Origin of the sequence: Pseudarthrobacter sp. GA104, assembly GCF_009741265.1 — a bacterium.
Taxonomy (GTDB): domain Bacteria; phylum Actinomycetota; class Actinomycetes; order Actinomycetales; family Micrococcaceae; genus Arthrobacter.
Genome location: NZ_WOWL01000001.1, coordinates 3,497,777 through 3,522,979, shown reverse-complemented (window position 1 = coordinate 3,522,979; position 25,203 = coordinate 3,497,777). Strand labels below are relative to the sequence as shown.

Here is a 25,203-nt window from a genome sequence, read left to right as displayed (position 1 = left end):
GCTACAGTCCGGAGCGCAAAAGTTACGCCGCGGGCTGACAGCTCCAGCCCGCGGCGCAAACGTTGCCTGACCAGGGATCAGGACTTCACAATGGCCGCGCTCCAGGGCGCCAGGGCGAGGGCTTCGCCGTCAAGGCCGGTCCCCTCGTCCGTTGCCAGCAGGACGGCACCGGGCACATTTTCCAGCCGGACCTTGGCGTCCGACAGGTTCAGCAGCACCTCAATGCTCCCCCGCCGGAATCGCAGCCAGCCCGCGTCGTCGTCGAACGTCACGTCCGTCTCGGTGAAGCCAAGGCCGGCAAGTTCCGCGTGCTCCCGGCGCAATGCCGTCAGGGAGCGGTAAAGCTCGAGGAGCCGCGCGTGGTCACCCCTGGCGGCCTCGTCCCAGTTCAGCTTGGACCGGCGGAAGGTCTCCGGGTCCTGGGGATCGGGCACGACGGCGGGATCCCACCCCATGCGCTCGAACTCCTTGATCCGGCCTTCCGCAGTGGCCTTGCCGAGTTCAGGCTCAGGGTGGGAGGTGAAGAACTGCCAGGGCGTGCTCGCGGCGAACTCCTCGCCCATGAACAGCATGGGCGTGAACGGCGAGGTCAGCGTGAGTACGGCGGCCACGGCCAGCTGCCCATGGGACAGCGACTGCGAGAGCCTGTCCCCCGTGGCGCGGTTGCCGATCTGGTCGTGGTTCTGGCTGCACACCACCAATGCCGCCGGGTGCACCAGCGAAGCATTGATGGGCCGGCCGTGGTGCCGGCCGCGGAAGCTGGAGTAGCTGCCGTCGTGCAGGAAGCCGTCCTTGAGTACCTTCGCCAGGACCCCCAGCGACTGGAAGTCCTCGTAGTACCCGGTGGTCTCGCCGCTGACGCTCACGTGCACCGCGTGGTGGAAGTCGTCGCTCCACTGCCCGGCCAGCCCGTACCCGTTGGCGTCCCGGGGATACAGCAGGCGGGGGTTGTTCAGGTCCGATTCCGCAATCAGGGTCTTCGGCAGCCCCGTTTCGGCCGAGACGGCGTCGCCCAGCGCACCGAACTCTTCCAGGATGTGCACGGCCCGCTCATCGCGCAGCGCGTGCACCGCATCCAGCCGGAGCCCGTCCACGTGGTAGTCGCGGAGCCACAGCGCCAGGTTGTCCAGGATGTACTCGCGCACCACGTCCGAGCCGGGGCCGTCCAGGTTCACCGAGTCGCCCCACGTGTTGGCGTCGCCCTGCTTCAGGTAGGGCCCGAACCTGGACAGGTAGTTCCCGCTGGGGCCGAGGTGGTTGTAGACAACGTCCTGGATGACGCCAATGCCGGCAGCATGGGCCGCGTCCACGAACCGCTGGTAGGCCGCCGGGCCGCCGTAGCCTTCGTGGACCGCGTACCACTGGACGCCGTCGTAGCCCCAGTTGTGGGTTCCGTTGAAGCCGTTGACCGGCAGCAGTTCGACGAAGTCTACGCCGAGGTCCGCCAGATAGCCCAGCTTTGCGGCGGCGGCCTCCAGGGTTCCCTCGGGCGTGAAGGTCCCCACGTGGAGTTCGTAGATGACCGAGCCCTGCAGTTCCTTGCCCTCCCAGCCGCCGTCCTGCCAGGCATGGGCGGCGGGGTCGAAGGTCCTGGAGAGCTCATGCACTCCGGCAGGCAGCCGCCGCGACCGCGGATCCGGCAGCGGGTGGCCGTCCCCGTCCAGCAGGTACCCGTAGTCCACCTCGCCCTCGCCCGGTGCGTCCGGAGCGGCCCACCAGCCGTCCGAGCCGGGCGCCGTCTCCTTCTTCACCATGGGGTACTGCCGGCCGTCCGCGAGCAGGGTTACCGACCTGGCCTCCGGGGCCCAGACATCGAAACGGTCCGGCCCAACATTCACGAGGGTCATGCCTGTTCTCCATCCACTGGTACCAGCAAAGCCACAGGGTAGGTACCCAGCACGTCTGCCACCGAAACGGCGCCCGGCCCGTGGCCGGCGCCGGTCAGCGCGTCCCGCATGGTCACGGAAAGTTCGACGGCGGTGTCCTGCCAGCCGCCGTTGGCCGCCAGTCCGGCGGGCAGCCGGGTGGCCAGCGTCAGGGCGCCCGCGGCACCGTCACTCCCGCGGTGGAAGGCGAGCAGGTGCGCTGCCGCGGAACCTGTGGCCGTCACAGGGTGGTAGCCCTGGAACAGTTCGGGCCGGTCGCGGCGGAGCCGGAGTGCCCGGGAGGTGGCCAGGAGCTTGCTGGTTTCGGTGCCCGCCTCAGGCAAGGTGCCGGCGTCGAGCTTTGCCAGCTCCTCCTGCCGGCGGGCGAAGTCCACGGGCCGCCGGTTGTCGGGGTCGGTCAGGGACCGTTCCCAGAACTCGCTGCCCTGGTACACGTCCGGAACGCCCGGCATGGTCAGTTGGACCAGCTTGGCGGACACGGAGTTGGACGCGGCGTAGGAGTCGATCCGTGCCACGAAATCCTCCACCACCCTGGCGACCCGGGCGTCGTCGAACATTGCGTCCACGGCTGCCTTGACTGAGGACTCGAAGTCCCCGTCCGGGTCCGTCCAGGTGGTGGAGTTGCCGGCTTCCCGGGCGGCCTTTTCCGCGTAGCCCTGGAGCCGTTCCCGGCTGGCGGGCCACGCTCCGACGACCGCCTGCCAGAGCAGGTTCTCGTACGGGCCGTCCGGGATCGGGGCAAGTTCGCGCAGCGTGTCCAAGGTGTCCGCCCACTCCCGGGGAAGTTCAGCGATGACCGAGATCCGTGCCCTGGCGTCCTCGCTGCGCTTGGTGTCATGGGTGGACATGGTGGTCATCGACAGCGGCAGCTCCTGCTGGCGGCGGAGCATCCTGTGGTGGAACTCCTCAACCGGCACGGAGAATTCGGTCGGTTCGGCCCCCACCTCCGTCAGCGTGCCCAGACGGGTGTAGCGGTAGAACGCGGTGTCCTCCACGCCCTTGGCCATCACCATGCCGGAGGTCTGCTGGAACCGGACCGCGATGGGGTTCGCGGGATCAAGGAGCAGCGGCAGCAGCGTTCCCACGGCAACCTCCAGCTCGGGCCGCGAGGCAGCGGCGGACTCGCACGCCTCTTTGAGGATCTCAGCGCCGGTGGGCAGGTAGGTCCGGTACACCGGGAACGCGGCAATGATCTCGGCGATGGCGTCGGCTGCCTGGTCCACCGTAAGCCCGTGGGACTCGGGAACCAGCCGGGCCAGCCGCAGCACCTCGGAACGCAGGATGCCGTCCGCGATCATCCGCTTGGTGCCCCGGATCATCCCGGCATAATCCGCGGGAATATCGGAGTTCCGGAGCTTCGCGTCCAGGGCGTCCAGCGCCTGTTCTCCGGCCGGGTCCACGAACACCCGGTCCACGTCCGCCAGGGCGTCGTACCCGGTGGTTCCTTCACACGCGAACTCGCTGGGCAGGTCCTCGCCCGGTTCGAGGATTTTCTCCACCAGCACATAGGCGCCGCCGCTGAGGTCCTTCAGCCAGCGCAGGTACCCCACCGGATCTGCCAGCCCGTCAGGGTGGTCCACCCGCAGGCCGTCCACCAGGCCCTCACGGAACCACCGGCCCACCTCGGCATGGGCTTCCTCGAACACGCGCGGAGTTTCCACCCGGATCCCCGCGAGCGTGGTAACCGCGAAGAAGCGCCGGTAGTTGAGCTCCGCGTCCGCGCGGCGCCAGTCCATCAGCTCGTAGTGCTGGCGGCTGTGCACCTCCTGCGGTGAATCGCCGTCGGAGTACGTGCCCTCGGCGAGCGGGAAGCGGTGGTCGTAGTACCGGAGTTCGCCGTCCTTGATCTCCAGCTTGTCCAGGTCCCCGTCAGAGCCCAGCATGGGCAGCCGGATCTTCCCGCCGGCAAGCTCCCACTCGACATCGAACGCGTCGGCGTACGGTGAGCCCTGCCCTTCCTTCAGCAAAGACCACCACCATGGGTTCTGGGCCGGCGTCGCCACGCCCACATGGTTGGGCACAATGTCCACCAAAACGCCCATGCCGTGTTCGCGCGCGGCCTTGGACAGCGCCGCCAGCCCCTCGGGGCCGCCCCGCGCCGGGTCCACGGCGGAGGGATCGGTCACGTCATAGCCGTGGTCCGAGCCCTGCTCCGCCGTCAGGATGGGTGAAAGATACACCCAGTCCACCCCGAGCGACTTCAGGTACGGCACCTTTTCGGCAGCATCAAACAGTGTGAAGCTGCTCCGGATCTGCAGGCGGTAGGTGGATGCGGGCACCCTCATTTTTTGGAAGACTTCCGCGAGCCGACCTTGGTGGTCTTCCCGGGTTCGGCCACCATGGGCGTGGTGAGCGACTCGGTTTCGCTGGTGGAGGTCTGCGTCAGGGCCGCCAGGGATGCGGCCACGGAGTGGTCAGGCTCAACTTCCTCGACTTGGTGCGCGCGCAGGACCACCAGGGACTTTGCTTCCACGGGCAGCGGCTCCCCGGCGTTGACCGGCTGGGTGTCCGCGTTCTGCCCGGCAGTGTCGATGATGACGTCCCAGGCCGGTGCGTATTCGTCCGCAGGCAGGGTGAACTTGACGGTGTCATCGTGGGCATTGAAGTACAGCAGGAAGTTCACGTCGGTGATCCTCCGGCCGCGGCTGTCCTTGCCCTGGATGCCATGGCCGTTCAGGAAGACGCCCACGGACCGCCCGAATCCGCTGTCCCACGCTTCCGGCTTCATGGTCTCGCCCGACGGATCCAGCCAAACGATGTCCGGCAGCCGTTCTCCTTCGCCCCGCAGCACGGGCCGTCCGTCGAAGAACCGGCTGCGGCGGAAGGTGGGGTGCTTGGCCCGCAGCGCGTTGACCGCTGCCGTGAACTCGATCAGCGGCTGGTCGACGGTGTCCCAGTTGACCCAGGTCAGCTCGGAGTCCTGGCAGTAGCCGTTGTTGTTGCCTTGCTGGGTGCGCCCCATTTCGTCACCGTGCAGGAGCATGGGGACTCCCTGGGAAAGCAGCAGCGAGGCAATGAAGTTCCGTTGCTGCCGGGCGCGCAGGCCAAGGACTTCGGGGTCATCGGTGGGACCTTCGACGCCACAGTTCCAGGACCGGTTGTGGGATTCGCCGTCGTTGTTGCCTTCGCCGTTGGCCTCGTTGTGCTTCTCGTTGTAGGACACCAGGTCCGCGAGCGTGAAGCCGTCATGCGCGGTGACGAAGTTGATGGAGGCCACCGGCCGGCGGCCGGAGTGCTCGTACAGGTCCGCGGACCCGGTGATGCGGGAGGCGAATTCGCCGAGCGTGGCGGGCTCGCCGCGCCAGAAGTCCCGCACGGTGTCGCGGTATTTGCCGTTCCATTCAGTCCACTGCGGCGGGAAGTTGCCCACCTGGTAGCCGCCGGGGCCAACGTCCCAGGGCTCGGCGATGAGCTTCACCTGGGAGACGACCGGGTCCTGCTGGATGAGTTCGAAGAAGGTGGACAGCTTGTCAACATCGTAGAACTCGCGGGCCAGGGTGGAGGCGAGGTCGAAGCGGAAGCCGTCCACGTGCATCTCGCTGACCCAGTAGCGCAGTGAGTCCATCAGCAGCTGCAGGGAGTGCGGCTGGCGGACGTTGAGGGAGTTGCCGGTGCCGGTGTAGTCCATGTAGTGCTTTTCGTCGCCCTCCATCAAGCGGTAGTAGGCGGCGTTGTCGATGCCCTTGAAGGACAGCGTGGGGCCCAGGTGGTTGCCTTCCGCGGTGTGGTTGTAGACGACGTCCAGGATGACCTCGATGCCGGCCTTGTGCAGGGACCGCACCATGGCCTTGAAGTCCTGGACCTGCTGGCCGGTGTCGCCGGTGGAGCTGTAGGTGTTCTGCGGCGCAAAGAAGCCGATGGTGTTGTAGCCCCAGTAATTGTTCAGGCCCTTGTCCTGCAGGGTGCCTTCATTGACGAACTGGTGCACGGGCATCAGCTCGATGGCGGTGACGCCGAGCTTCTGCAGGTGGGAGATGACGGCGGGGTGCGCCACACCGGCGTAGGTTCCGCGCTGTTCCTCGGGGATTTCCGGGTGGAGCTGGGTGAGGCCCTTGACGTGGGCTTCGTAGATGACGGACTGGTGGTAGGGAATCCGGAGGTTCTGGTCGCCGTCCCAGTCGAAGAAGGGGTTGATGACCACGCCCATCATCATGTGGCTGGCGGAGTCCTCGTTGTTGATGGAGTCCGGCTCGCCCAGGTTGTAGGTGAACAGGGACGGATCCCAGTCCACCTGGCCGTGCACGGCCTTGGCATAGGGGTCCAACAGGAGCTTGTTGGGGTTGAAGCGGTTGCCCGACGCGGGGTCGTAGGGTCCGTGGACGCGGTAGCCGTACTTCTGGCCCGGCTGGACCTGCGGGATGTAGCAGTGCCAGACGTATCCGTCCACCTCGTCCAGGGTGATGCGGGTTTCCTTGCCGTCCTCATCGAAGAGGCAAAGTTCGACTTTTTCTGCTCGTTCGCTGAACAGGGCAAAGTTGGTGCCGGTTCCGTTGAACGTGGCACCCAGGGGATAAGCCGATCCAGGCCAGACTTCCATAATGCTCCTCTTTGTGATTCGGCAGCAGAGGAGCAGGAGCGCCCCTACTGCCGGTGCGAACTAATGCCTACCGTAACGGCTGGCTGTGACTATTACATTTCCCGGCCCCAGAGTTACTAAGCTTGCTGACTTTACCCCACACCTCGGGTAAGGCGTCGGCAATTCCGCCAGCAGCGATCGGACCACCGGAGCACGCGTCCGACGCCGACGTGCCGGCTTTCCCGTGCAGGGCGGCTCCCAGCGCGGCAATAGCGGCCCACCGCGCGTCCCCGTCAGCGCCCACCTTACGGAAGCGTCCGACGTCGGAACCGGCCTGGGCGAGCAGCGCGCCGATGACGCCGGCCAGGACGTCGCCGCTGCCGGCGGTGGCGAGCCAGGGTGTGCCGTCAGCCTGGCTGTACACGCTGCCGGAGGGTGCGGCCACCAGGGTGGTTGCGCCCTTGAGGAGCACTGTGGCCCCGGTCAGCTGCGAAGCGTGGCGGACGGCGGCCAGGGTTCCGGCTTCCACGGCTTCCCTGTCCTCCCCCCGGCCAAGGCGCCGCAGGAGCGCGGCGAGCTCGCCGGCATGCGGGGTGAGGACAACCTGCGGGGCCAGAACATCGGGAAGGGCGGGCAGGGCCCCGGCATCTGCCACGACAGGGAGCCCGGAGTCCACGGCATCGCGGGCGCGCTGGAGCTGGTCATGGTCCCCGGGACCCATGCCCGAGCCCACCAGCCAGGCCTGGACGCGGTTCTCCGCAACCGTGCCGGTACTGCAAACCACTTCGGGGCAGGACTGCCGCACCAGGTCAGCGACTTCGGGCGGACCGAGGTAACGGACCATCCCCACCCCGGCGGCGAGCGCACCCCGGCAGGCCAGGACGGCGGCGCCCGGATAATCAGCGGACCCCGCCACCACGCCCAGCACCCCGCGCGAATACTTGTGGGCCCGGCGGGCAGGGCGCGGGAGGATCCTGGCCATGTCCACTTCTTCGAGCCGGCGCAGCAACGGTTCGGGCAGGTGTTCCTCGATGCCGATCGGCACTACCTCCACCCTGCCGGCAAAGTCGGCGCCCGGGTCGGCCAGCAGGCCCGCCTTGGCGCCGCCGAACGTGACGGTCAGGTCAGCGGGCAGCACAGGCCGGGACACTTCCCCGGTGTCGGCGTCCACGCCGCTGGGAAGGTCGCAGGCCACAACAAAGTTCTTTCCGGCGCCGTCAGCCCTGAGCTCGGCGAGGGCGGCCACGAGGCCGGCAGCACTTCCCCGCAGCCCGCCTTGCGCACCTGTGCCCAGCACGGCATCGATCACGACGTCGGCGCAGGCCGTTTCTGCCGCAAGTTTCCCGGGTGCCGCTTCGGAGAGGCGGCGGACCCGGCCGCCGGCGCGCTCAAAGGCAGCCAACGCCAGTGCGTGGGCGGAATCCCCGGTGAGGACCGCCGTCGTCCGCACGCCCCGGGCCGCAAGGAACGAGGCCGCGTACAGCCCGTCCCCGCCGTTGTTGCCCTTGCCGGCCAGCACTGCGACGCTGGCACCGTAAACGCGGCGGCCGCGGGTTTTGAGCTCGGCGAAGACCGCGTTGGCCAGGCCGTGGGCGGCGCGCTGCATGAGGGCGTCCCCCAGGCCGGAGGCGAGGAGCGGTTCCTCGGCCTGCCGGACCTGGGTGCCGGTGTAGGCGCTGATCAACGTGTCAGTCCCGTGACGGCCGGAGCCGCTCAGCCTTCGGCCAGGACCGTCGCAGTGGCGATGCCGCCGTCGTGGCTCATGGAGAGGTGCCAGCGCTTGACGCCCTTCGCCTCTGCCACGGCCAGCACGGTGCCCTTCACCTGGACGGTGGGCCCGTTGTGGTCCAGGCCGATCCAGCAGTCCTGCCAGTTCATGCCGGCCGGCGCGCCCAGGACCTTGGCCACAGCCTCCTTCGCGGCAAACCGCGCGGCGAGGGACCGGGTGTTCAGCTCCCGCTCAGCCGGAACGAACAGCCGGTCCCGGAGGCCGGGGGTGCGCTCAAGCTGGCGGCCGAACCGCTCGATGTCTACAACGTCTACGCCAATGCCAACAATCATGCGGCTTATTCTACGGTGACGCCCCCGGGCTGCCGCCTATGCCGGGCCGGAGCACATGCTTAAAAGCTGAAGCCCCGGGCTCTGTGCCCGGGGCTTCAGCTCTAAATCAGGTCCAGTTACTCGACGGTGACGCTCTTGGCGAGGTTGCGGGGCTGGTCCACGTCGTAGCCCTTTGCCTGGGCCAGTTCCGCGGCGAAGATCTGCAGCGGGACGGTGGTCAGCAGCGGCATCAGCAGCGTCGGGGTTTCCGGGACGTAGAAAACGTGCTCGGCGTAGGCCTTGACCGCTTCGTCGCCTTCCTCGGCGATGACCAGGGTGCGGGCGCCGCGGGCGCGGACTTCCTGGATGTTGGAGACCACCTTGGCGTGCAGGGAATCACGGCCGCGCGGGGACGGGACCACCACGAACACCGGCTGGCCTTCATCGATCAGGGCGATCGGGCCGTGCTTGAGCTCACCTGCGGCGAAGCCCTCGGCGTGGATGTACGCGATTTCCTTCAGCTTCAGCGCACCCTCCAGGGCCACCGGGTAGCCCACGTGGCGGCCCAGGAACAGCACCGACTTCTCGTTGGCCATGCTCCGGGCCAGCTCGCGGAGCGGGCCGGCGTTGTCCAGGATCTTCTGGATCTTCGCCGGGATCTTGTTCAGGTCCGCGAGGACGTCCTTGATCTGGCCGGAGAAGATGTTCCCGCGCAGCTGCGCCAGGTACAGGCCCAGCAGGTACGCGGCGGTGATCTGGGCCAGGAACGCCTTGGTGGAGGCCACCGCGATCTCCGGGCCGGCGTGCGTGTAGAGCACGGCGTCGGACTCGCGCGGGATGGTGGAACCGTTGGTGTTGCAGATCGAGATGGTCTTGGCGCCCTGTTCCCGGGCGTAGCGGACGGCCATCAGGGTATCCATGGTTTCCCCGGACTGGCTGATGGACACCACCAGGGTGTTCGCATCCAGGATCGGGTCCCGGTAGCGGAACTCGTGCGCGAGCTCCACCTCGGTGGGGATCCGGCACCAGTTCTCGATCGCGTACTTCGCCACCATGCCCGCGTACGCCGCGGTGCCGCAGGCCAACACGATGATCTTGTTGACCTGCTTCAGCAGCGCCGGGTCGATCCGCAGCTCATCCAGGGTCAGCTTGTGGTTGATGTCCGAGCGGCCCAGCAGGGTCTGCGCCACGGCGTCCGGCTGGTCATGGATTTCCTTCTCCATGAACGAGCTGAACCCGCCCTTTTCGGCGGACGCCGGGTCCCAGTCCACGTGGTATTCCTTGCCCGCGGCCGGGTTGCCGTAGAAGTCGGTGATCTCCACCGTGTCCGCGGTGATGGTGACGATCTGGTCCTGGCCCAGCTCCACCGCCCGGCGGGTGTAGTCGATGAACCCGGACACGTCCGAGCCGAGGAAGTTCTCCCCCTCACCCAGGCCCACCACCAGGGGCGAGTTGCGGCGGGCGGCCACCACGACGTCGGGCTGGTCGGCGTGGACCGCGAGGAGCGTGAACGCACCCTCAAGGCGCTGGCAGGCGAGCTCCATGGCGCGGGTCAGGCCGCCGTCGGACGCGTCCCCGCCGAGCTTGTTCCGGAAAATGTCGCCCAGCAGCGCCGCAGCCACCTCGGTGTCCGTCTCGGACAGGAACGTGACGCCCTTGTCCAGCAGCTCCTGCTTGAGCTCGGCAAAGTTTTCGATGATGCCGTTGTGGATCACGGCAAGCCTGCCCTCATCAGCCAGGTGCGGGTGCGCATTCCGGTCCGTCGGCCCGCCGTGCGTGGCCCAGCGGGTGTGGCCGATCCCGGTCATCGTCTCCGGCAGCGGACGCGCCTCCAGCTCAGCAATCAGGTTGCTCAGCTTCCCGGACTTCTTCCGGGACTCGATCACGCCCTTGGACACCACAGCCACCCCCGCGGAGTCGTAGCCCCGGTACTCCAGGCGGCGCAGCCCCTCAAGGACAACATCCAACGCACTGTGACTTCCGCCGTTACCAGAACGGCCCACATAACCCACGATTCCACACATAGGCTCAAGACTATCGGCAGGGGTGCCCTACCTCTAAACCGGGACACTCTGCCCGGGCGGTTGTGCGTGGCACTCCCAGCCGCTGCCGCCGCGCTCAAATCCGCCTCCATTTCGCTATGTGCCGGGCGAGGGGCAGAATCACTAACGTGACTTTGCAACGCAACGAGGCGAACGGAGAGGGTGTCTCCCCGTTCGTCGAGCTGGACCGGCAGACCTGGTCCCGGCTCGCAGATGAGATGGAACAGCCTCTTAACCAAGAGGACATCGTCCGTCTCCGCGGCCTCGGGGATCCTTTGGACATGAAGGAGATCCGCGAGGTCTACCTTCCCCTGTCGCGGCTCCTGCACCTCTACGTCGAGGCTGCCGGGCAGCTGCACGCCGCCACCACCACGTTCCTGGGCGAGCACACCCAGCGCACGCCGTTTGTGATCGGCGTGGCGGGGTCCGTGGCGGTGGGCAAGTCGACCATTGCGCGCGTGCTCCGGGAGATGCTGCGGCGCTGGCCCGGTACCCCCAACGTGGAACTCATTACGACGGACGGCTTCCTTTATCCGCTGGCCGAACTCAAGCGGCGGCAGCTGCTGGAGCGCAAAGGCTTCCCGGAGTCGTACGACCGGCGGGCCCTGCTGCGTTTTGTGAGTGAGATCAAGAGCGGCGCGGAGGAAGTGCGCGCCCCGTGGTATTCCCACGTGACGTACGACATCGTTCCGGACAAGGAAGTGGTGGTGCGCCGGCCCGATGTCCTGATTGTTGAAGGGCTGAACGTGCTGGCCCCGGCGCGGCCGAGGCACGACGGCCGGCAGGGCCTGGCCTTGAGCGACTTCTTCGACTTCTCCATCTACGTGGATGCCAAGACTTCCTACATCGAGGAATGGTATGTGGACCGGTTCCGCAAGCTGCGGAGCACGGCGTTTGCCCAGCCGGAATCGTACTTCCACCGCTACGCCACGTTGTCCGACGAAGAAGCCGAGGTCACCGCGCGGGAGATCTGGAAGCGCATCAACGAACCCAACCTGGAGGAAAACGTCCTTCCCACCCGGGGCCGTGCCCAGCTGGTGCTGACGAAGGAGGCGGACCACTCGATCCGCCGTATGCTGCTCCGGAAGGTTTAACACAGGTGTGCCACGACTGCTCCCCCGGTGCGGCTGTCCCCCCGGCTGAGGCACCCAGCCGGCGCAGCTTCACCCGCTTCCTCGCAGCCGGCGCCGGACTGATTGTTCTGGCAGCGTGCACGCCGGAGGCACCCGCGGCGGTGGCGCCGTCGTCCGCCTCCCCCACCTCCTCCACGGGCAGTGCACCCGCGCCCGCCCCGGAAAGCACGACGGCGGCGCCCCCCACCGAGGTTGCCGCACCTGCCGCCCCGTCCCCCGCGCCGTCGCCCTCCGCAGCCCTGCCGCGGCAGTTCTCGCTCACAGACCCCGCGAGTCCCTGGCTGGTGGTCAACAAGCACCGCCCCCTGGTCCCGGCCGACTACGTCCCGGCTGATTTGGTGCCGCCCGCCGTCGCAATGACCGCGTCCGGCGAAGCTGCGCTGCTGAACAGCACGACGGCGGCGGCTGCGGAGGCGATGTTCGCCGCTGCCGGGCGGGACGGCGTGGCGATGGTCCTGGCCAGCGGGTACCGCTCGTACGGCACGCAGGTGGGGACCTACAACAACTACGTCGCTGCGCGGGGGCAGGCCGACGCGGACACGGCCAGTGCGCGCCCTGGCTACTCGGAACACCAGACGGGCTGGGCGTTCGACATCGTCGACGGCGGGGGCGCGTGCAGTTTCCAGCCGTGCTTTGCCGACCAGCCCGCCGCCGTGTGGGCCAAGGCGAACGGGCACCGGTTCGGCTTCGTGGTGCGGTACCCGTGGATGTTCCACCCCGTCACGGGGTACTACTACGAGCCGTGGCACCTGCGGTATATCGGCGTGGAGGCGGCCACGGACATGGTTGCGCGCGGGATTTTCACGCTCGAGGAGTACTTCGGCGTGGAGGCGGCGCCGGGCTACCCATAAGGCAACTGCGCTAGTTTGGTTCCTATGCTGACTGGATTCAAGAACTTCATCATGAAGGGCAACGTCGTTGACCTTGCCGTCGCCGTGGTTATCGGCACCGCCTTCGGCGCGGTGGTGACTGCTTTGGTGAACAAAGTGCTCATGCCGTTCATCGCCGGGCTGACCGGTTCACCCAACTTTGACAGCTTCGCCAAGATTGACTTCAACGGGAACGCCATCGAGTTTGGCGTCCTGCTGACGGCGATCGTCAATTTCCTGTTGATCTCGGCCGCCATCTACTTCGTGGTGGTGATGCCCATGAACCTCATGGTGGAACGCCGCAACCGCAGGCTGGGGATCGGCCAGGACGTTAAAAAGGAGTCCGCGGAAGACCCACAGATCGCGTTGCTTACCGAAATCCGGGACGCCCTCAAAACCCGCTCTTCGTAGCCACATTCCAGACGAAAGTGGCCCGTTTCCTTTTGGAAACGGGCCACTTCTTGTTATGTCGGTTTGTTACTCGCTGACCAGTTCCAGGGCGAGCTCGGTGCGCACCACCTGGGCCAGGTGTTCGGCGATGGACTGGGCTGTATCTTCGTCAGCTGCCTCCACCATCACGCGCACTACGGGCTCGGTGCCGGAGGGGCGGAGCAGGACGCGGCCAGTATCGCCGAGGGCGGCCTCTGCCGCCGCCACGGCCTGGGCCAGGACTTCGTTGCTGCCCACCCGTGTGCGGTCAACGCCCTTGACGTTGATGAGCACCTGGGGAAGCTTGGTCATCACGGTGGCCAGTTCCTTGAGCGGCTTTCCCGTCAGGGCGATCTGGGCAGCCAACTGCAGGCCGGTCAGGACGCCGTCGCCCGTGGTTGCGTGGTCGGCAAAGATTACGTGCCCGGACTGTTCCCCGCCCAGGTTGAAGCCGCCGTCGCGCATTTCCTCCAGGACGTAACGGTCCCCCACGGCTGTTTCGCGGATGCTGATGCCCGCGTTGCGGAGCGCGATCTTCAGGCCGAGGTTGCTCATGACCGTGGCCACCAGGACGTCGTCCTTGAGCTTGCCGGACTTTTTCAGGGCAACTGCGAGGATGGCCATGATCTGGTCGCCGTCCACCTCGTTGCCCTCGTGGTCCACCGCGAGGCAGCGGTCGGCGTCGCCGTCGTGGGCGATGCCAAGGTCGGCCTGGTACTTGACCACCGCTTCCTTGAGCGGGCCAAGATGCGTGGAGCCGACGCCGTCGTTGATGTTGTGGCCGTCGGGCTCGGCACCGATGACGACGACGTCCGCGCCGGCGTCCTTGAAGACCTGGGGTGAGCAGCCGCTGGCGGCGCCGTGCGCGCAGTCCAGGACCACCTTGATGCCCTCGAGGTTGTGCGGCAGCGTGCGCAGGAGGTGGACGATGTAGCGGTCCTCGGCGTCGGAGAAGCGCTGGATCCGGCCCACATCAGCGCCGGTGGGCCGCACCGCTTCCTTGGACATCTGCGCCTCGATGGCATTCTCAACGTCGTCCGGCAGTTTCTGGCCGCCGCGGGCGAAGAACTTGATGCCGTTGTCCGGTGCGGGGTTGTGGGAGGCGGAGATCATCACGCCGAAATCGGCGTCCAGGTCAGCTACCAGGTAGGCCGCCGCGGGCGTGGGGAGGACGCCGGCGTCGTAGACGTCCACGCCTGAGCTTGAGAGCCCGGCTTCCACGGCAGCGGCGATGAACTCGCCGCTGGCCCGCGGGTCACGCGCCACCACGGCGCGCGGCCGCGTCCCGTTGGAGTTGCGGTCGTGGCCGAGCACGACGGCGGCCGCCTGGGCCAGCTGCAGCGCCAGCTCAGCAGTCAACAGGCCGTTCGCCAGTCCCCGGACACCATCAGTTCCAAATAATCTAGACACCGGTCAAGTCTAGAGGATGGGTTCGGGCCGGGGCGCGCTGGACGGACGCGCGTGACGTTTCTACTTGTTAGCGGGAGGCCAAGTACCTAAGTGCCATCAGGGCCAATTACTGGGACTACTTGGTTTATTTGGCCGGTACCTGTCTTTGCCCAAAAGCCTCGCCACGGCCATTTCGTCGCCCCTACGATCCATGCATGACACCTAGCTATGGGGGCTTGGCGCTCGAAATTGTTGTACCGGTCTTCAACGAAGAAGCGGTACTCGAAAGCAGCATCACGAGGCTCGCCGAATATCTGACGCACGAAATGCCGTCGACGTGGAAAATCACCATCGCCGATAATGCAAGCACCGATCGAACTCCGGTGATTGCCGCTCGGCTCAGCGAGCACATGCCGAACGTTGAATACCGACGCCTTGAAGTCAAGGGACGCGGCTACGCCCTCAGGGATGCGTGGGGCGCATCTGAAGCAAAGGTCTTAGCGTACCTGGACGTGGACTTGTCCACCGATCTTGCGGCCTTGCCCCCTTTGGTTGCTCCCTTGCTGTCGGGGCATTCGGACATTTCCATTGGTACCCGGCTGGGGCAAAGCTCCCGGGTAAGCCGGGGGCCCAAGCGTGAATTCATATCCAGGTCCTACAATCTTCTGCTGCGCCGGACAATGCAGGTGCGCTTTTCGGATGCGCAGTGTGGATTCAAGGCCATTCGTGCTGACGTAGCCAAGCGCCTCCTGCCGCATGTGGAGGACAACGGCTGGTTCTTCGACACCGAGCTCCTGATAATTGCGGAGCGTTCTGGTCTCCGGATTCACGAAATCCCTGTTGACTGGGTGGACGACCCCGACAGCCGGGTGGATATCAAGCAGACCGCCCTGGACGACCTGCGGGGCATGGTGCGCGTGGCAGGCTCCCTGGTGAAAGGCGTCATTCCTGTTCAAGCGATATACGCCGAGCTGGGGCGCCGTCCCATTGTTCCGGAGGGCCGGCCTAGCTTCTTCGGCCAGGTGCTGCGGTTCGGCATGGTCGGCGCGGTGTCAACCTTGGCCTTCGCGTTGCTTTACCTGGTTCTGCAGGGTCCCTTCGGGGCGCAGGAAGCAAACTTCTTGTCCCTGCTTTTGACAGCCGTGGGCAACACGGCGGCCAACCGCCGGTTCACGTTCGGCATCAGCGGACCGGCGAAGCTGTTCACCCAGCAGTTCCAGGGTTTGATGGTGTTCCTGCTGGCCTGGACAATCACGTCGTCATCCCTGCTGGTTCTGCACGCCGTAAACCCAGATGCAGCACCGAATCTGGAACTGCTGACCCTGACGGCGGCTAATATCTTCGCCACTTTCATGAGGTTCGTTCTGCTGCGTTTGTGGGTATTCCGAGGACGTCGTAGCGCTGCTCACGGATTAACAGCCGTATCGTCAGCGAGGCCCGTTTGATTACGCCTGCTAGGCCGGCGACTGTTCCCGGGCCCAACGACGAGCTAGTCTTGCGGGCAATGCCGCTTGCCGGACCATTAGCGACTATCAACGCATTTCGTAATTCCAGGTTTGCAGAGCCGACTTCACTGGCGGTCTTGCTGAGCATGACCGCTCTCCTCTATACGTGGCGTCTCGATCAGAATGGCTGGGCAAACCCTTATTACTCGGCGGCCGCCCAATCGGGCGCCACCAACTGGATCGCATGGTTCTACGGCTCAGCTGATGCCGGCAACCTGGTGACTATCGATAAGACGCCTCTAAGCGTCTGGATCATGGGTTTATCAGTCCGGCTCTTCGGGCTGAGTCCGTGGAGCATTTTGCTCCCCCAAGCCGTGATGGGCGTAATTGCCACCTGGCTCGTTTACAAGACCATTCGCACAACTTCAACATCGCACGTGGCCCTCCTTGGAGCCGCAGTCTACGCGACCACCCCAGTCGTCGTGCTCATGTCCCGATTCAACAATCCTGAGCCCCTGATGGGACTACTCGTTGTCGCGGCGGTCTACTTCGCAGTCAGGGCTACTTCGGAGGACCGCTGGCGGTGGTTCTTGCTGAGCGGCGCAGCCCTCGGGTTTGCATTCATGGCCAAACAGATACAAGCACTCCTGGTCGTACCGAGTCTGATCCTCGCCGTCTTGTTTCTTGGAACGAGCCCACTCGGCATACGGATAATTCGGCTCGTGGGGGCCTGTGCCATGTTTCTAGTCACAGCAGGATGGTGGGTGGCGCTCGTGGAACTCATTCCAGCATCACAACGCCCCTATGTTGGCAGTTCCGCCAACAACAGCGCGCTGCAGTTGACTACGGGCTACAACGGCATTGCACGCTTCGCGCAATTCACGAATCACGATGGAGTGGCCGTACCAAGTGAACCACAGTCTCTTTTAAGCACATTTATCGCTGGGTTCTCACGACTTTTCAACGCCGATTTCGCGCCAGAAGCTGCATGGTTGTTGTTTCCGTCTCTTGCCTGCGCGCTGGTCCTGCTGGTGCTGCGGGACCCTTCAGTTCAACAGCGCTACTCACCAGTCGCACTCATCGCTTCGACATGGCTCATCACGGTCGTGGGAGTCCTCTCGCTAGCCGGCACAATGGTTCACTCCTACTACACATTCTCTTTTGCCGCCCCAATGGCGGTTGTGATGTCCCTTGGCCTTCACCAGCTCTGGAAGGGCCGCAACAGGCCCGTCACTCGCGTTATCGGATCTGTTGTCATCGCGGCAACAGGCTATCTTGCACACAAGATCCTTGACTACAGCCATGAGTGGCCCCCGGGATGGCATCTGCTGCTCCCCGCGGCGTGCGTATTGGCCAGTCTGTTGTGGTTGATGCCGCAAAGAAACCCTACGATGGCAATCCTCCTGCCCGTTGCCATGTCCCTGCTAATGGGGCCCGTCATGACCAACCTCTACACGGTCAACACACCGCAAGGCGGAACCAATCCCCTGTCGGGTCCGCCTTCGGCATTTGATGGCTCACTATCCAAGAGGTTCGAGGCCGCTCGCCAAGGCGCAGACGTCCGTAGTCTCCAATTAGCCTTCGGGTCTCCGCCAAGCCAGGAAGTTGTACAACTTCTACGAGTCCAGAGACATACGGAGACTTGGGCGGCTATGACCGTGACTGCCCAAAACGCAGCTCTGTACCAGCTGGAATCTGAAAGACCTGTGGCAGCGCTCGGTGGATGGCTAGGACTCGACCCTGTCCCCACCTTGGACGAGTTCAAGGATCTTGTAACGCAGGGTCGTGTCGGCTACTTCATTGATCAGCCGGAACTCCTGCAAATGCATAAGTTGGGCAACGAGACAGACGCCATCGTTCAGTGGATTCGTCAGAGCTATGCCAAGACCACGATCGGCTCTGAAACCGTGTACGACCTATCAGGTCAGAGACCGTAAACCAGAAAACCCGCCCCGCCAAAGGCGGGACGGGCTTCTGTACAAGCGGATTTAGCGCTTGGAGTACTGCTGGGCCTTGCGGGCCTTCTTGAGACCGGCCTTCTTACGCTCGATGACGCGGGCGTCACGGGAGAGGTAACCGGCCTTCTTCAGGGTGGCGCGGTTGTTCTCGACGTCGATCTCGTTCAGGGACCGGGCGATGCCGAGGCGCAGGGCGCCGGCCTGGCCGGAGATGCCGCCGCCGTGGATGCGGGCGATGACGTCGTAGGCGCCTTCGAGATCAAGGATCTTGAAGGGCTCGTTGACGTCCTGCTGGTGCAGCTTGTTCGGGAAGTAGTTGTCCAGCGCACGTCCGTTGATGGTCCACTTGCCGGAGCCGGGGACAACGCGAACGCGTGCAACAGCTTCCTTGCGGCGGCCAACAGCTGCGCCGGCGACGGTCAGTGCCGGGCGCTCCTTCTTCGGCGCAGCAGCGTCAGCTGCTGAGCTTTCAGAGGTGTAGCTGGTCAGGGTTTCCTCAGCCTCAACGGCTTCGGTGGTCTCTTCGTTCTGAGCCACGATTCTCCTTGTATAGATAAGTTGTTTGGTGGCCAGGACTACTGGGCGACCTGGGTGATTTCGAAAGTCTTGGGCTGCTGGGCGGCGTGCGGGTGCTCAGCACCGCGGTACACCTTCAGCTTGCCGAGCTGCTGGGCAGCGAGGGAGTTCTTGGGGAGCATGCCCTTGATGGCCTTCTCCACGGCGCGGACCGGGTTGGACTCCAGGAGTTCCGCGTAGTTGACGGAGGTCAGGCCGCCCGGGTAGCCGGAGTGGCGGTATGCGCGCTTCTGCTCCAGCTTGGCGCCGGTCAGGGCGACCTTCTCAGCGTTGATGATGATGACGAAGTCGCCCATGTCCATGTGGGACGCAAAGGTGGCCTTGTGCTTGCCGCGCAGCAGGATTGCGGTCTGGCTCGCGAGACGACCAAGGACAACGTCTGTGGCGTCAATGACGTGCCACTGGCGGTTGATATCGCCGGGCTTCGGGGTGTACGTACGCACGGTGTTTGCCTCGTTCTTGTTCTGGCGTTCTTGTTTAGGTGTCACTAGCTCGTGCACCTACTATCTGCGCGCTACCGGAACAGAGGTGAGGGCTCTATGTAACCAGTCATCCTTCGCTTCCGAATGTGCACGTTGAGTAGTCATCCTGCAACCGGATTCTCAAGCGGGCACGCACCATCGGAATAGGACACGCACAACGACTACCAAGATTAGCGCGTTAAGGGGTTCAGGGTCAAAATGGGGTAGCCGGACGCTGGTGCGTGCCGAGCCGGATCGACGTTCGCAGGGGGACACAGTGCATTCTTGGGTCAACGATGGGTCTGCTGTGTGGCTTTTCGTCGTCGGAGCCGGCGTCCTTGGCGGCATCCTCTCCCCTGCCGCGGAGGTTGCCATCGCCCGCTTCCTGCCCAGGGCCGGAACCCGCCCCAGCATCCCTGTCCAAATTACGACGGCGGCAATTACCTTCGCAGCGTGCGCGGCCTTTTCCCTTCGCTTGGGAATTACCTTTAGCTTGCCTGCTTTTCTATTCCTGGCCGTTATGGGCACGCAGTTGGGGCGAATTGATATCTCCCGGCACCTGCTGCCCAACCCACTTGTCCTAACACTTCTTGTTGGCGGCCTCTTGCTGCTACTGCTGCCCGCGTTCTTCAATAAACAGGCTGCCGATCTAGGACGAGCACTTGCAGGCTGCGCAATTTTGTTCGCTGCCTACCTGATTCTGGCCTTAATTTCGCCGGCGGGCATCGGAATGGGAGATGTTAAGCTCGCTGCGCCCATCGGCCTCTACCTCGGGTACTTAGGCTGGACTCAGCTTCTCTACGGGGGCCTCCTCGGCTTCATTATCAACGGGCTGGTGGCGGTTGTCGCCGTCACCAGAAACCGGCGGATTAGCGGGGCGGAAGTGGCGCATGGCCCTTCGATGCTCATCGCCGCCGCAGCAGCCTCACTTCTCACCCTCTAGTCTCGTTCAGGCCAAACTGTCCACTGGCGTTCCGCCTGATCGCGACCATCCAAGTAGTCGAGTCTGGAAAATCCTGGCGCACCTGAGTACTGGTCCCACGTTCTGAGTACGACCATTTTGGCCGTGCGAAAAAAGTCGAGTACAACTACGCATTGTTGCCCCTCCCTCGCAATGACAATCTTTTCTTAGCGAAGTCCAGCCGCTAAAGAATTACGGGGGCAGCTGGAAATTCGTTGAAATCAAATCACTCCATTTCACCGAATTAAAGGAAAATACAATGACTTCACTTATGGTCTCGATGACTGCTTTTATCGCCGGCATCAAGGATCGGTTCTCCTCCGAAAAGGGCGCAACAGCAACCGAGTACTCGTTGCTTATCGCCTTCGTCGCCTTCGCCATCATCGTCGGCGCAGCACTCTTCGGAACCGCTCTCAGCAACTGGTTCTCCGACCTCGGCGTGGAAGTTGACGGCTGGACCACCGGACCCTAGTACGTAGGGCAGTTCAACAGGTCTTGTGCCGCGTCCGCACCACGCGGGCGCGGCACAACTCTTACATCTCAACCCCAAACACTCTCACCAACAGCTGCAACGCATCAGGGGGACCCATTGAACCGCAGCGCATCTCGTGCCAAAGAACGGAGCCGCGGCGCCGTCGCCGTCGAGTTCGCACTCGTGGCACCACTACTCTTGGCGCTACTCGGCGGCATCGTCGAGTTTGCCCATGCTTTCAACCTTCAGATTTCCGTCACTCAGGCGGCACGCGAAGCTGCTCGGACAATGGCGATCACCAACAGCCAGGACGAAGCAAAGATCGCGGCGGCCAACGGGGCTCCCGGACTCGCGACCGACACATTCGCCTATACGTTCACTCCCACCGCTTGCGTAGCGGACGGGACAGTCAACGTGGAAATTTCTTATACCGCAGACACCCTGACCGGCATCTTTGGCAGCGGGGTCACCCTTGTAGGAGTAGGAGCAATGCGATGCGGAGGTTGACCAAACCGAAGCCCGATTCTGAGCGTGGTGCCGCAGGCGTACTAGTGGCTGGCATCATGCTGGTCCTGATTGGTGCTGGTGCTCTTGCAGTTGATGCCGGGCAAATCTACGCAGAGCGCGCCCAGCTCCAAAACGGTGCCGACGCCGGCGCCTTGGCCGTCCTCGATGCTTGCAATGAGACGGGATGCACCCAGGCGGCAGCTGAAGGCATCGCCCAGGGAATGGCCGACGGCAACTCCAACGATGGGTCATCAACCGTTTTTGAGGTGGATCAATCCGTTGCTAACCAGGTGACGGTTCGGACCTCAACGCGCGACGGTCTCAGTGGCGCCGGCTTCCTTCAGAAAATGTTCTCTGCTGCGCTCAACGCACCGCCCGCAACTGTGGGTGCCCACGCGACTGCCGCCTTAACCCCTCCGGGAGGCGGCTCCGGATTCCCGCTGGCAATTTCGGACAATTGCTTCAACCTCTCAACGGCGAGCCCAACCGCAGAAGTCCAGAAGATCTCCTACAAACCTGGCGGAACCTGTACAGGGCCTTCAGGGGCACAGATCCCGGGAGGCTGGGGATGGCTCGACCAGAGTTCACCTTGCGAGGCAACAACTGAGGTCGGCACCAACGATATTGGATCCGATCCCGGCAATAATCCCCCCAGTGGTTGCGAGGCGATCCTCCTTGACTGGAAGGCCACCATTTTGGCTGGCGGCGAGGTGAAGGTCGCGTTTCCGATTTTCGACGACGCCACGAATCAAGGACAAAACGGGCAGTTCCACATTATCGGTTACGCCACCTTCAAGATCTGGGGCTGGAAGTTCGGCAACAACCATGCCTACGAGTTTCGTAATAAGGCCACCGACCCAAACATGACGAGCGCCTTGGCGTGCTCGGCAGGACAGGACCGCTGCGTAATCGGGCAGTTCGTCAAATTTGAGTCCGTTGCGTCCTTCGTGGGGCCTCCGGGAGCTTACCTGGGTACCTCGATCGCTCACCTCATCAACTAGCAAAGGCACTAACAACATTTTCTAAGGGGATCAAATGAAAACACGCCTACTGGGAGGCATCGCTGCACTGCTTGTGGCCATCATAGGAACCGTAATGCTGGTCATGTACGTACAAAATGCAGACAGGCGGGCTCTGGCGGACACCGAAACAGAATCCGTCTACGTCGTAGAAAAGCCCGTTGCGGCCGGCACCGCAGCAGAAAAGCTAGCCGCATCCGTTACAAAGAAGGAAGTCCCGAAACTGGCGCTGGCCTCAGACACTGTCACCAGCTTGGACACTATCGGGGACAAAGTAACGTCAGTCCCCCTAGTGCCAGGTGAGCAGTTGCTTTCCTCGCGCATGGTTGATGCCAACTCACTCCTGGGCCCTTCAAGGGTCCAGGTCCCGTCGGGGATGCAGGAAATCACGCTCAAACTGCCGATCGAACGGGTTGTTGGTGGCGTCCTCAAGGCCGGCGACACCGTGGGCGTATTCGTTTCCTTGGACGATGCCACCACGAATGCTGCTACCGGCGATGTCATCAGCAAGTCAAGCGGCACCCAGCTCACGTTCCACAAAGTCCTGGTCACCGCTGCCCAGTTCAGTAACGGCGCTGCGGCGAAATCGGAATCTACTGCTACAACAACGTCTTCCGAGTCATCCGCTAAGAAGGAAGCCACTGGAGACGGAACCTATCTGATCACCCTGGCCCGGACGTCGGCTGACGCAGAACGAATCATTTTTGCCACCGAATTCGGCAAAATCTACCTGTCCAAAGAACCCGGCAATGCCGATGAAGGCACAGTTGGCATCGTAGACAAGACAAGGTTGTTCCGATGAGTCGCTTCGTCCTGATCACACCAGATGCAGATTTCGAGCAGAGGGCTCGCCTCGCGACTGCAGGCATTCACGGTTCCCTGCAGGCCTTCCAAGCCGACTATCTGCCCGAGGGGCCGCAGGACTTCCTGCGGCAGCTCGTCGGGGAGCCCCCGGAGGTCCTGATCCTTGGCCCGGGGCTGCCGGTGGAAGACTCTTTGAAGTTGGCCTCGGTCATGGACCTCCAATTCCCTGAAATCAGCGTGGTGCTGGTAGTCCCGGAAACCTCCGACGTCGTGATCAAGGCTATGCGCTCCGGGGTTCGGGATCTGCTGGATCCAGCAGCCGATCCCGATGCCATCCGCGTGATGTTGGAACGAGCCAGCTTGGCGGCTGCTGGCCGTCGGCGGGGCTTGGCTCCGGGGACTTCTGAACACGCGGACCATGGTAAGGGCGGTCGGGTCGTCGCAGTGATGTCTCCTAAGGGAGGCGTGGGCAAGACGACCGTAGCCACAAACCTCGCCGTCGGCTTGGCCAAGGCAGCACCCATGGGCGTCGTCATCGTCGACCTCGATCTTCAATTTGGCGATGTAGCCAGCGGCTTGTTGTTAGAGCCTGAACACACCATTACGGATGCTGTGGTTGGAGCGGCCAGTCAGGATTCCATGGTTCTGAAGACTTACCTCACCGTCCATCCGGCGGGCATTTACGCCCTGTGCGCCCCTCGCAACCCCGTGGAAATGGACAGGATCACGGGCGAACATGTCTCCCGTCTCCTCACCCAACTCAAGGAGGAGTTCCACTACATCATCGTGGACACGGCTCCGGGTTTGGGGGAACACGTCCTGGCAACACTTGAACATGCATCTGACGCCGTATGGATCTGCGGCATGGATATTCCAAGCATCAGGGGGCTGCGTACGGGGTTCCAGATCCTTGACGAGTTGAATCTCATGCCTCCCCAACGCCATGTCGTCCTGAATATGGCAGATCGCCGGACTGGTCTTTCCCTCCAGGACGTCGAGGCCACCATCAATGCACCGGTTGACGTTGTACTTCCAAGATCCAAAACGCTGCCGTACTCGACCAATAAAGGAATTCCGCTCCTCCAGGATGGTAGCCGTGACCCGGCAACGAAGGGTCTACGCAAACTGGTTGATCGTTTCAAACCCGAATGGGAATCGCGAACCCACAAACAACTGCACAGAAGGGCGGTAGTACAGTGAGCCTCACCGATCGGTTCCAGCAGCTCCGGGGCGAATCTAAAACCACGCAGGAGCCCAAGACAGGCAGCCCCTTCGACGGCGCCTTTCAAGCGCCATCCGCCCCGGCCACGCTGAGCAAAATCCAGGAAGCCAAGACCGCCGAAGCCGCCGCAAGTGCAGTGGTTACCTTGGAAGCGCCCCAAACTGCGGCAGTGGCAAGTGACGCCCTCACTGCCCTCAAGGAAAGAGCCAGCCAGGCCCTGTACGAGCGACTGGGCTCACGGATAACGGATTCGTCTCTTGAGGAAGCCGAGCTCCACCAGTTTGTACGGGATGAGTTGAAGATTGTCGTCGACGAAGAACAGGTGCCCCTTTCAAGCGCCGAACGCCAACGCTTGATTCGGGAAATCATCGATGATGTGCTCGGTCACGGCCCAATCCAACGCTACTTAGACGACCCCTCCATAACGGAAGTAATGGTCAATCGGTTCGACCAGGTTTATGTGGAGCGCCAAGGCCACCTTTTCTTGACCGACACGAAGTTCACTTCAGATGACGCGCTTCGCAGAGTCATCGAGCGGATCGTGTCAAAGGTCGGACGCCGGATCGATGAATCTTCACCACTAGTGGACGCGAGGCTGGCGGACGGTTCGCGCGTGAACGCCATCATCCCTCCGCTCGCTGTGAACGGGCCAGCCCTCACCATCCGAAAATTCGGCCGGGACCCGCTCACAGTCAACAACCTTATTGCCCTCGGCAGCCTCTCGCCCGAGATGGCGGAACTATTGAGAGCCTGTGTCCTTGCGAGAATGAACATCATCGTTTCGGGCGGCACTGGTACCGGAAAAACGACGCTTCTGAATGTACTGTCCTCGTTCATCCCCTCGGACGACAGGATCGTCACCATAGAGGACGCAGTCGAGCTGCAACTCCAGCAAGACCATGTGATTCGGCTTGAGAGCCGCCCCCAAAACATTGAGGGTAAAGGCGCGGTCTCTATTCGGGACCTGGTCCGGAACTCTCTGCGTATGCGACCCGACCGGATCGTCGTGGGCGAGGTCCGCGGCGGGGAGTGTTTGGACATGCTGCAAGCCATGAACACTGGACATGATGGGTCTATCTCGACTGTCCATGCCAACACACCCAGGGATGCCATAGCGCGGCTGGAGACCCTGGTGCTGATGGCCGGGATGGATATCCCGCTCCGTGCGGTTCGCGAACAGGTGGCCTCTGCCATCAACCTGATCGTTCACATTTCCAGGCTCCGTGACGGGACGCGTCGGGTCACGCATATCACCGAAGTCCAGGGGATGGAGGGGGATGTAGTCACCCTCCAGGATGCGTTTGTGTTCGACTATTCCGCGGGAATCGACGCCAATGGCAAGTTCTTGGGCAAACCCGTGCCAACGGGGGTACGGCCGCGGTTTACGGACCGGTTTACGGAATTGGGAATACCTATCTCGCCAGCGGTATTTGGTGCCCAGTTGGCCGGCGGCCCCAGAACAAAGGGGCGGTAG

At 63.7% G+C, this 25,203-nt stretch carries 21 protein-coding genes; 12 read left to right on the top strand and 9 right to left on the bottom strand.

Features of this window, described 5'->3' with window-relative positions; genetic code table 11:
• Positions 1–77 precede the first annotated feature (77 nt).
• From treZ to glmS, 6 genes are all read right to left on the bottom strand, one after another.
• On the bottom strand, positions 78–1,847 hold the full coding sequence (gene treZ, locus GK109_RS16125; protein ID WP_157241638.1) for a malto-oligosyltrehalose trehalohydrolase: 1,770 nt from the start codon (positions 1,845–1,847) through the stop codon (positions 78–80).
• Positions 1,844–4,171 (bottom strand): malto-oligosyltrehalose synthase, encoded by a 2,328-nt coding sequence (gene treY / locus GK109_RS16120; RefSeq protein WP_157241637.1) that lies wholly within the window; start codon positions 4,169–4,171, stop codon positions 1,844–1,846. Before treY ends, treZ begins: the two co-directional genes overlap by 4 nt.
• Entirely contained in the window at positions 4,168–6,423 is a 2,256-nt protein-coding gene (glgX, locus tag GK109_RS16115) for a glycogen debranching protein GlgX (RefSeq protein WP_157241636.1), read from the bottom strand. Before glgX ends, treY begins: the two co-directional genes overlap by 4 nt.
• Positions 6,424–6,490: 67 nt before the next feature.
• Positions 6,491–8,086 carry an NAD(P)H-hydrate dehydratase gene (locus GK109_RS16110; RefSeq protein WP_157241635.1) on the bottom strand — a complete coding sequence of 532 codons (1,596 nt, stop codon included), beginning with the start codon at positions 8,084–8,086 and terminating at the stop codon, positions 6,491–6,493.
• A 29-nt stretch (positions 8,087–8,115) separates the two neighbouring features.
• Positions 8,116–8,463: a holo-ACP synthase gene (locus GK109_RS16105; RefSeq protein WP_157241634.1), complete on the bottom strand. Its 348-nt coding sequence runs from the start codon at positions 8,461–8,463 to the stop codon at positions 8,116–8,118.
• Positions 8,464–8,579: 116 nt separating this feature from the next.
• On the bottom strand, positions 8,580–10,466 hold the full coding sequence (glmS, locus tag GK109_RS16100) for a glutamine--fructose-6-phosphate transaminase (isomerizing) (RefSeq protein WP_157241633.1): 1,887 nt from the start codon (positions 10,464–10,466) through the stop codon (positions 8,580–8,582).
• Between the two features lie 116 nt (positions 10,467–10,582).
• Between glmS and coaA the strand changes: the two genes are divergently transcribed.
• From coaA to mscL, 3 genes are read left to right on the top strand one after another with little or no spacing between them, the layout of a single operon-like run.
• Positions 10,583–11,578 carry a type I pantothenate kinase gene (gene coaA / locus GK109_RS16095; RefSeq protein ID WP_157241632.1) on the top strand — a complete coding sequence of 332 codons (996 nt, stop codon included), beginning with the start codon at positions 10,583–10,585 and terminating at the stop codon, positions 11,576–11,578.
• 5 nt (positions 11,579–11,583) lie between these two features.
• On the top strand, positions 11,584–12,468 hold the full coding sequence (locus GK109_RS16090) for a D-alanyl-D-alanine carboxypeptidase family protein (RefSeq protein ID WP_370460641.1): 885 nt from the start codon (positions 11,584–11,586) through the stop codon (positions 12,466–12,468).
• Positions 12,469–12,492: 24 nt separating this feature from the next.
• Positions 12,493–12,897, top strand: coding sequence for a large conductance mechanosensitive channel protein MscL (mscL, locus tag GK109_RS16085; RefSeq protein WP_157241631.1), 405 nt, complete (start codon positions 12,493–12,495; stop codon positions 12,895–12,897).
• Between the two features lie 66 nt (positions 12,898–12,963).
• Here mscL and glmM read toward each other — a convergent pair whose 3' ends face one another.
• Entirely contained in the window at positions 12,964–14,325 is a 1,362-nt protein-coding gene (gene glmM, locus GK109_RS16080; RefSeq protein ID WP_370460640.1) for a phosphoglucosamine mutase, read from the bottom strand.
• 194 nt (positions 14,326–14,519) lie between these two features.
• Here glmM and GK109_RS16075 point away from each other — a divergent pair, with 194 nt between their 5' ends.
• Entirely contained in the window at positions 14,520–15,749 is a 1,230-nt protein-coding gene (locus tag GK109_RS16075; protein WP_157241630.1) for a bifunctional glycosyltransferase family 2/GtrA family protein, read from the top strand.
• A 146-nt stretch (positions 15,750–15,895) separates the two neighbouring features.
• Positions 15,896–17,686, top strand: coding sequence for a glycosyltransferase family 39 protein (locus tag GK109_RS16070; RefSeq protein ID WP_157241629.1), 1,791 nt, complete (start codon positions 15,896–15,898; stop codon positions 17,684–17,686).
• 51 nt (positions 17,687–17,737) lie between these two features.
• On the opposite strand, the gene rpsI is transcribed toward GK109_RS16070, so the two are convergent.
• Both rpsI and rplM read right to left on the bottom strand, forming a co-directional pair.
• Complete coding sequence (gene rpsI, locus GK109_RS16065; RefSeq protein ID WP_050684362.1) at positions 17,738–18,244, bottom strand: 30S ribosomal protein S9; 507 nt, start codon at positions 18,242–18,244, stop codon at positions 17,738–17,740.
• A 38-nt stretch (positions 18,245–18,282) separates the two neighbouring features.
• Positions 18,283–18,726, bottom strand: coding sequence for a 50S ribosomal protein L13 (rplM, locus tag GK109_RS16060; protein ID WP_015937805.1), 444 nt, complete (start codon positions 18,724–18,726; stop codon positions 18,283–18,285).
• Between the two features lie 325 nt (positions 18,727–19,051).
• Here rplM and GK109_RS16055 point away from each other — a divergent pair, with 325 nt between their 5' ends.
• The 7 genes from GK109_RS16055 to GK109_RS16025 all read left to right on the top strand — a co-directional run bounded on the left by GK109_RS16055 (position 19,052) and on the right by GK109_RS16025 (position 25,203).
• Positions 19,052–19,687 (top strand): prepilin peptidase, encoded by a 636-nt coding sequence (locus GK109_RS16055; RefSeq protein ID WP_370460639.1) that lies wholly within the window; start codon positions 19,052–19,054, stop codon positions 19,685–19,687.
• 277 nt (positions 19,688–19,964) lie between these two features.
• Entirely contained in the window at positions 19,965–20,177 is a 213-nt protein-coding gene (locus GK109_RS16050; protein ID WP_157241626.1) for a Flp family type IVb pilin, read from the top strand.
• Between the two features lie 117 nt (positions 20,178–20,294).
• On the top strand, positions 20,295–20,684 hold the full coding sequence (locus GK109_RS16045) for a TadE/TadG family type IV pilus assembly protein (RefSeq protein WP_157241625.1): 390 nt from the start codon (positions 20,295–20,297) through the stop codon (positions 20,682–20,684).
• The gene (locus GK109_RS16040; RefSeq protein ID WP_157241624.1) at positions 20,672–21,685 is read left to right on the top strand and encodes a TadE/TadG family type IV pilus assembly protein; all 1,014 of its coding nucleotides are present in this window, start codon (positions 20,672–20,674) and stop codon (positions 21,683–21,685) included. Before GK109_RS16045 ends, GK109_RS16040 begins: the two co-directional genes overlap by 13 nt.
• A 94-nt stretch (positions 21,686–21,779) precedes the next feature.
• Positions 21,780–22,505 carry a Flp pilus assembly protein CpaB gene (locus GK109_RS16035; RefSeq protein WP_157241623.1) on the top strand — a complete coding sequence of 242 codons (726 nt, stop codon included), beginning with the start codon at positions 21,780–21,782 and terminating at the stop codon, positions 22,503–22,505.
• Entirely contained in the window at positions 22,502–23,707 is a 1,206-nt protein-coding gene (locus tag GK109_RS16030) for an AAA family ATPase (protein ID WP_157241622.1), read from the top strand. Before GK109_RS16035 ends, GK109_RS16030 begins: the two co-directional genes overlap by 4 nt.
• On the top strand, positions 23,704–25,203 hold the full coding sequence (locus GK109_RS16025) for a CpaF family protein (protein ID WP_370460638.1): 1,500 nt from the start codon (positions 23,704–23,706) through the stop codon (positions 25,201–25,203). The genes GK109_RS16030 and GK109_RS16025 overlap by 4 nt, the downstream gene beginning before the upstream one ends.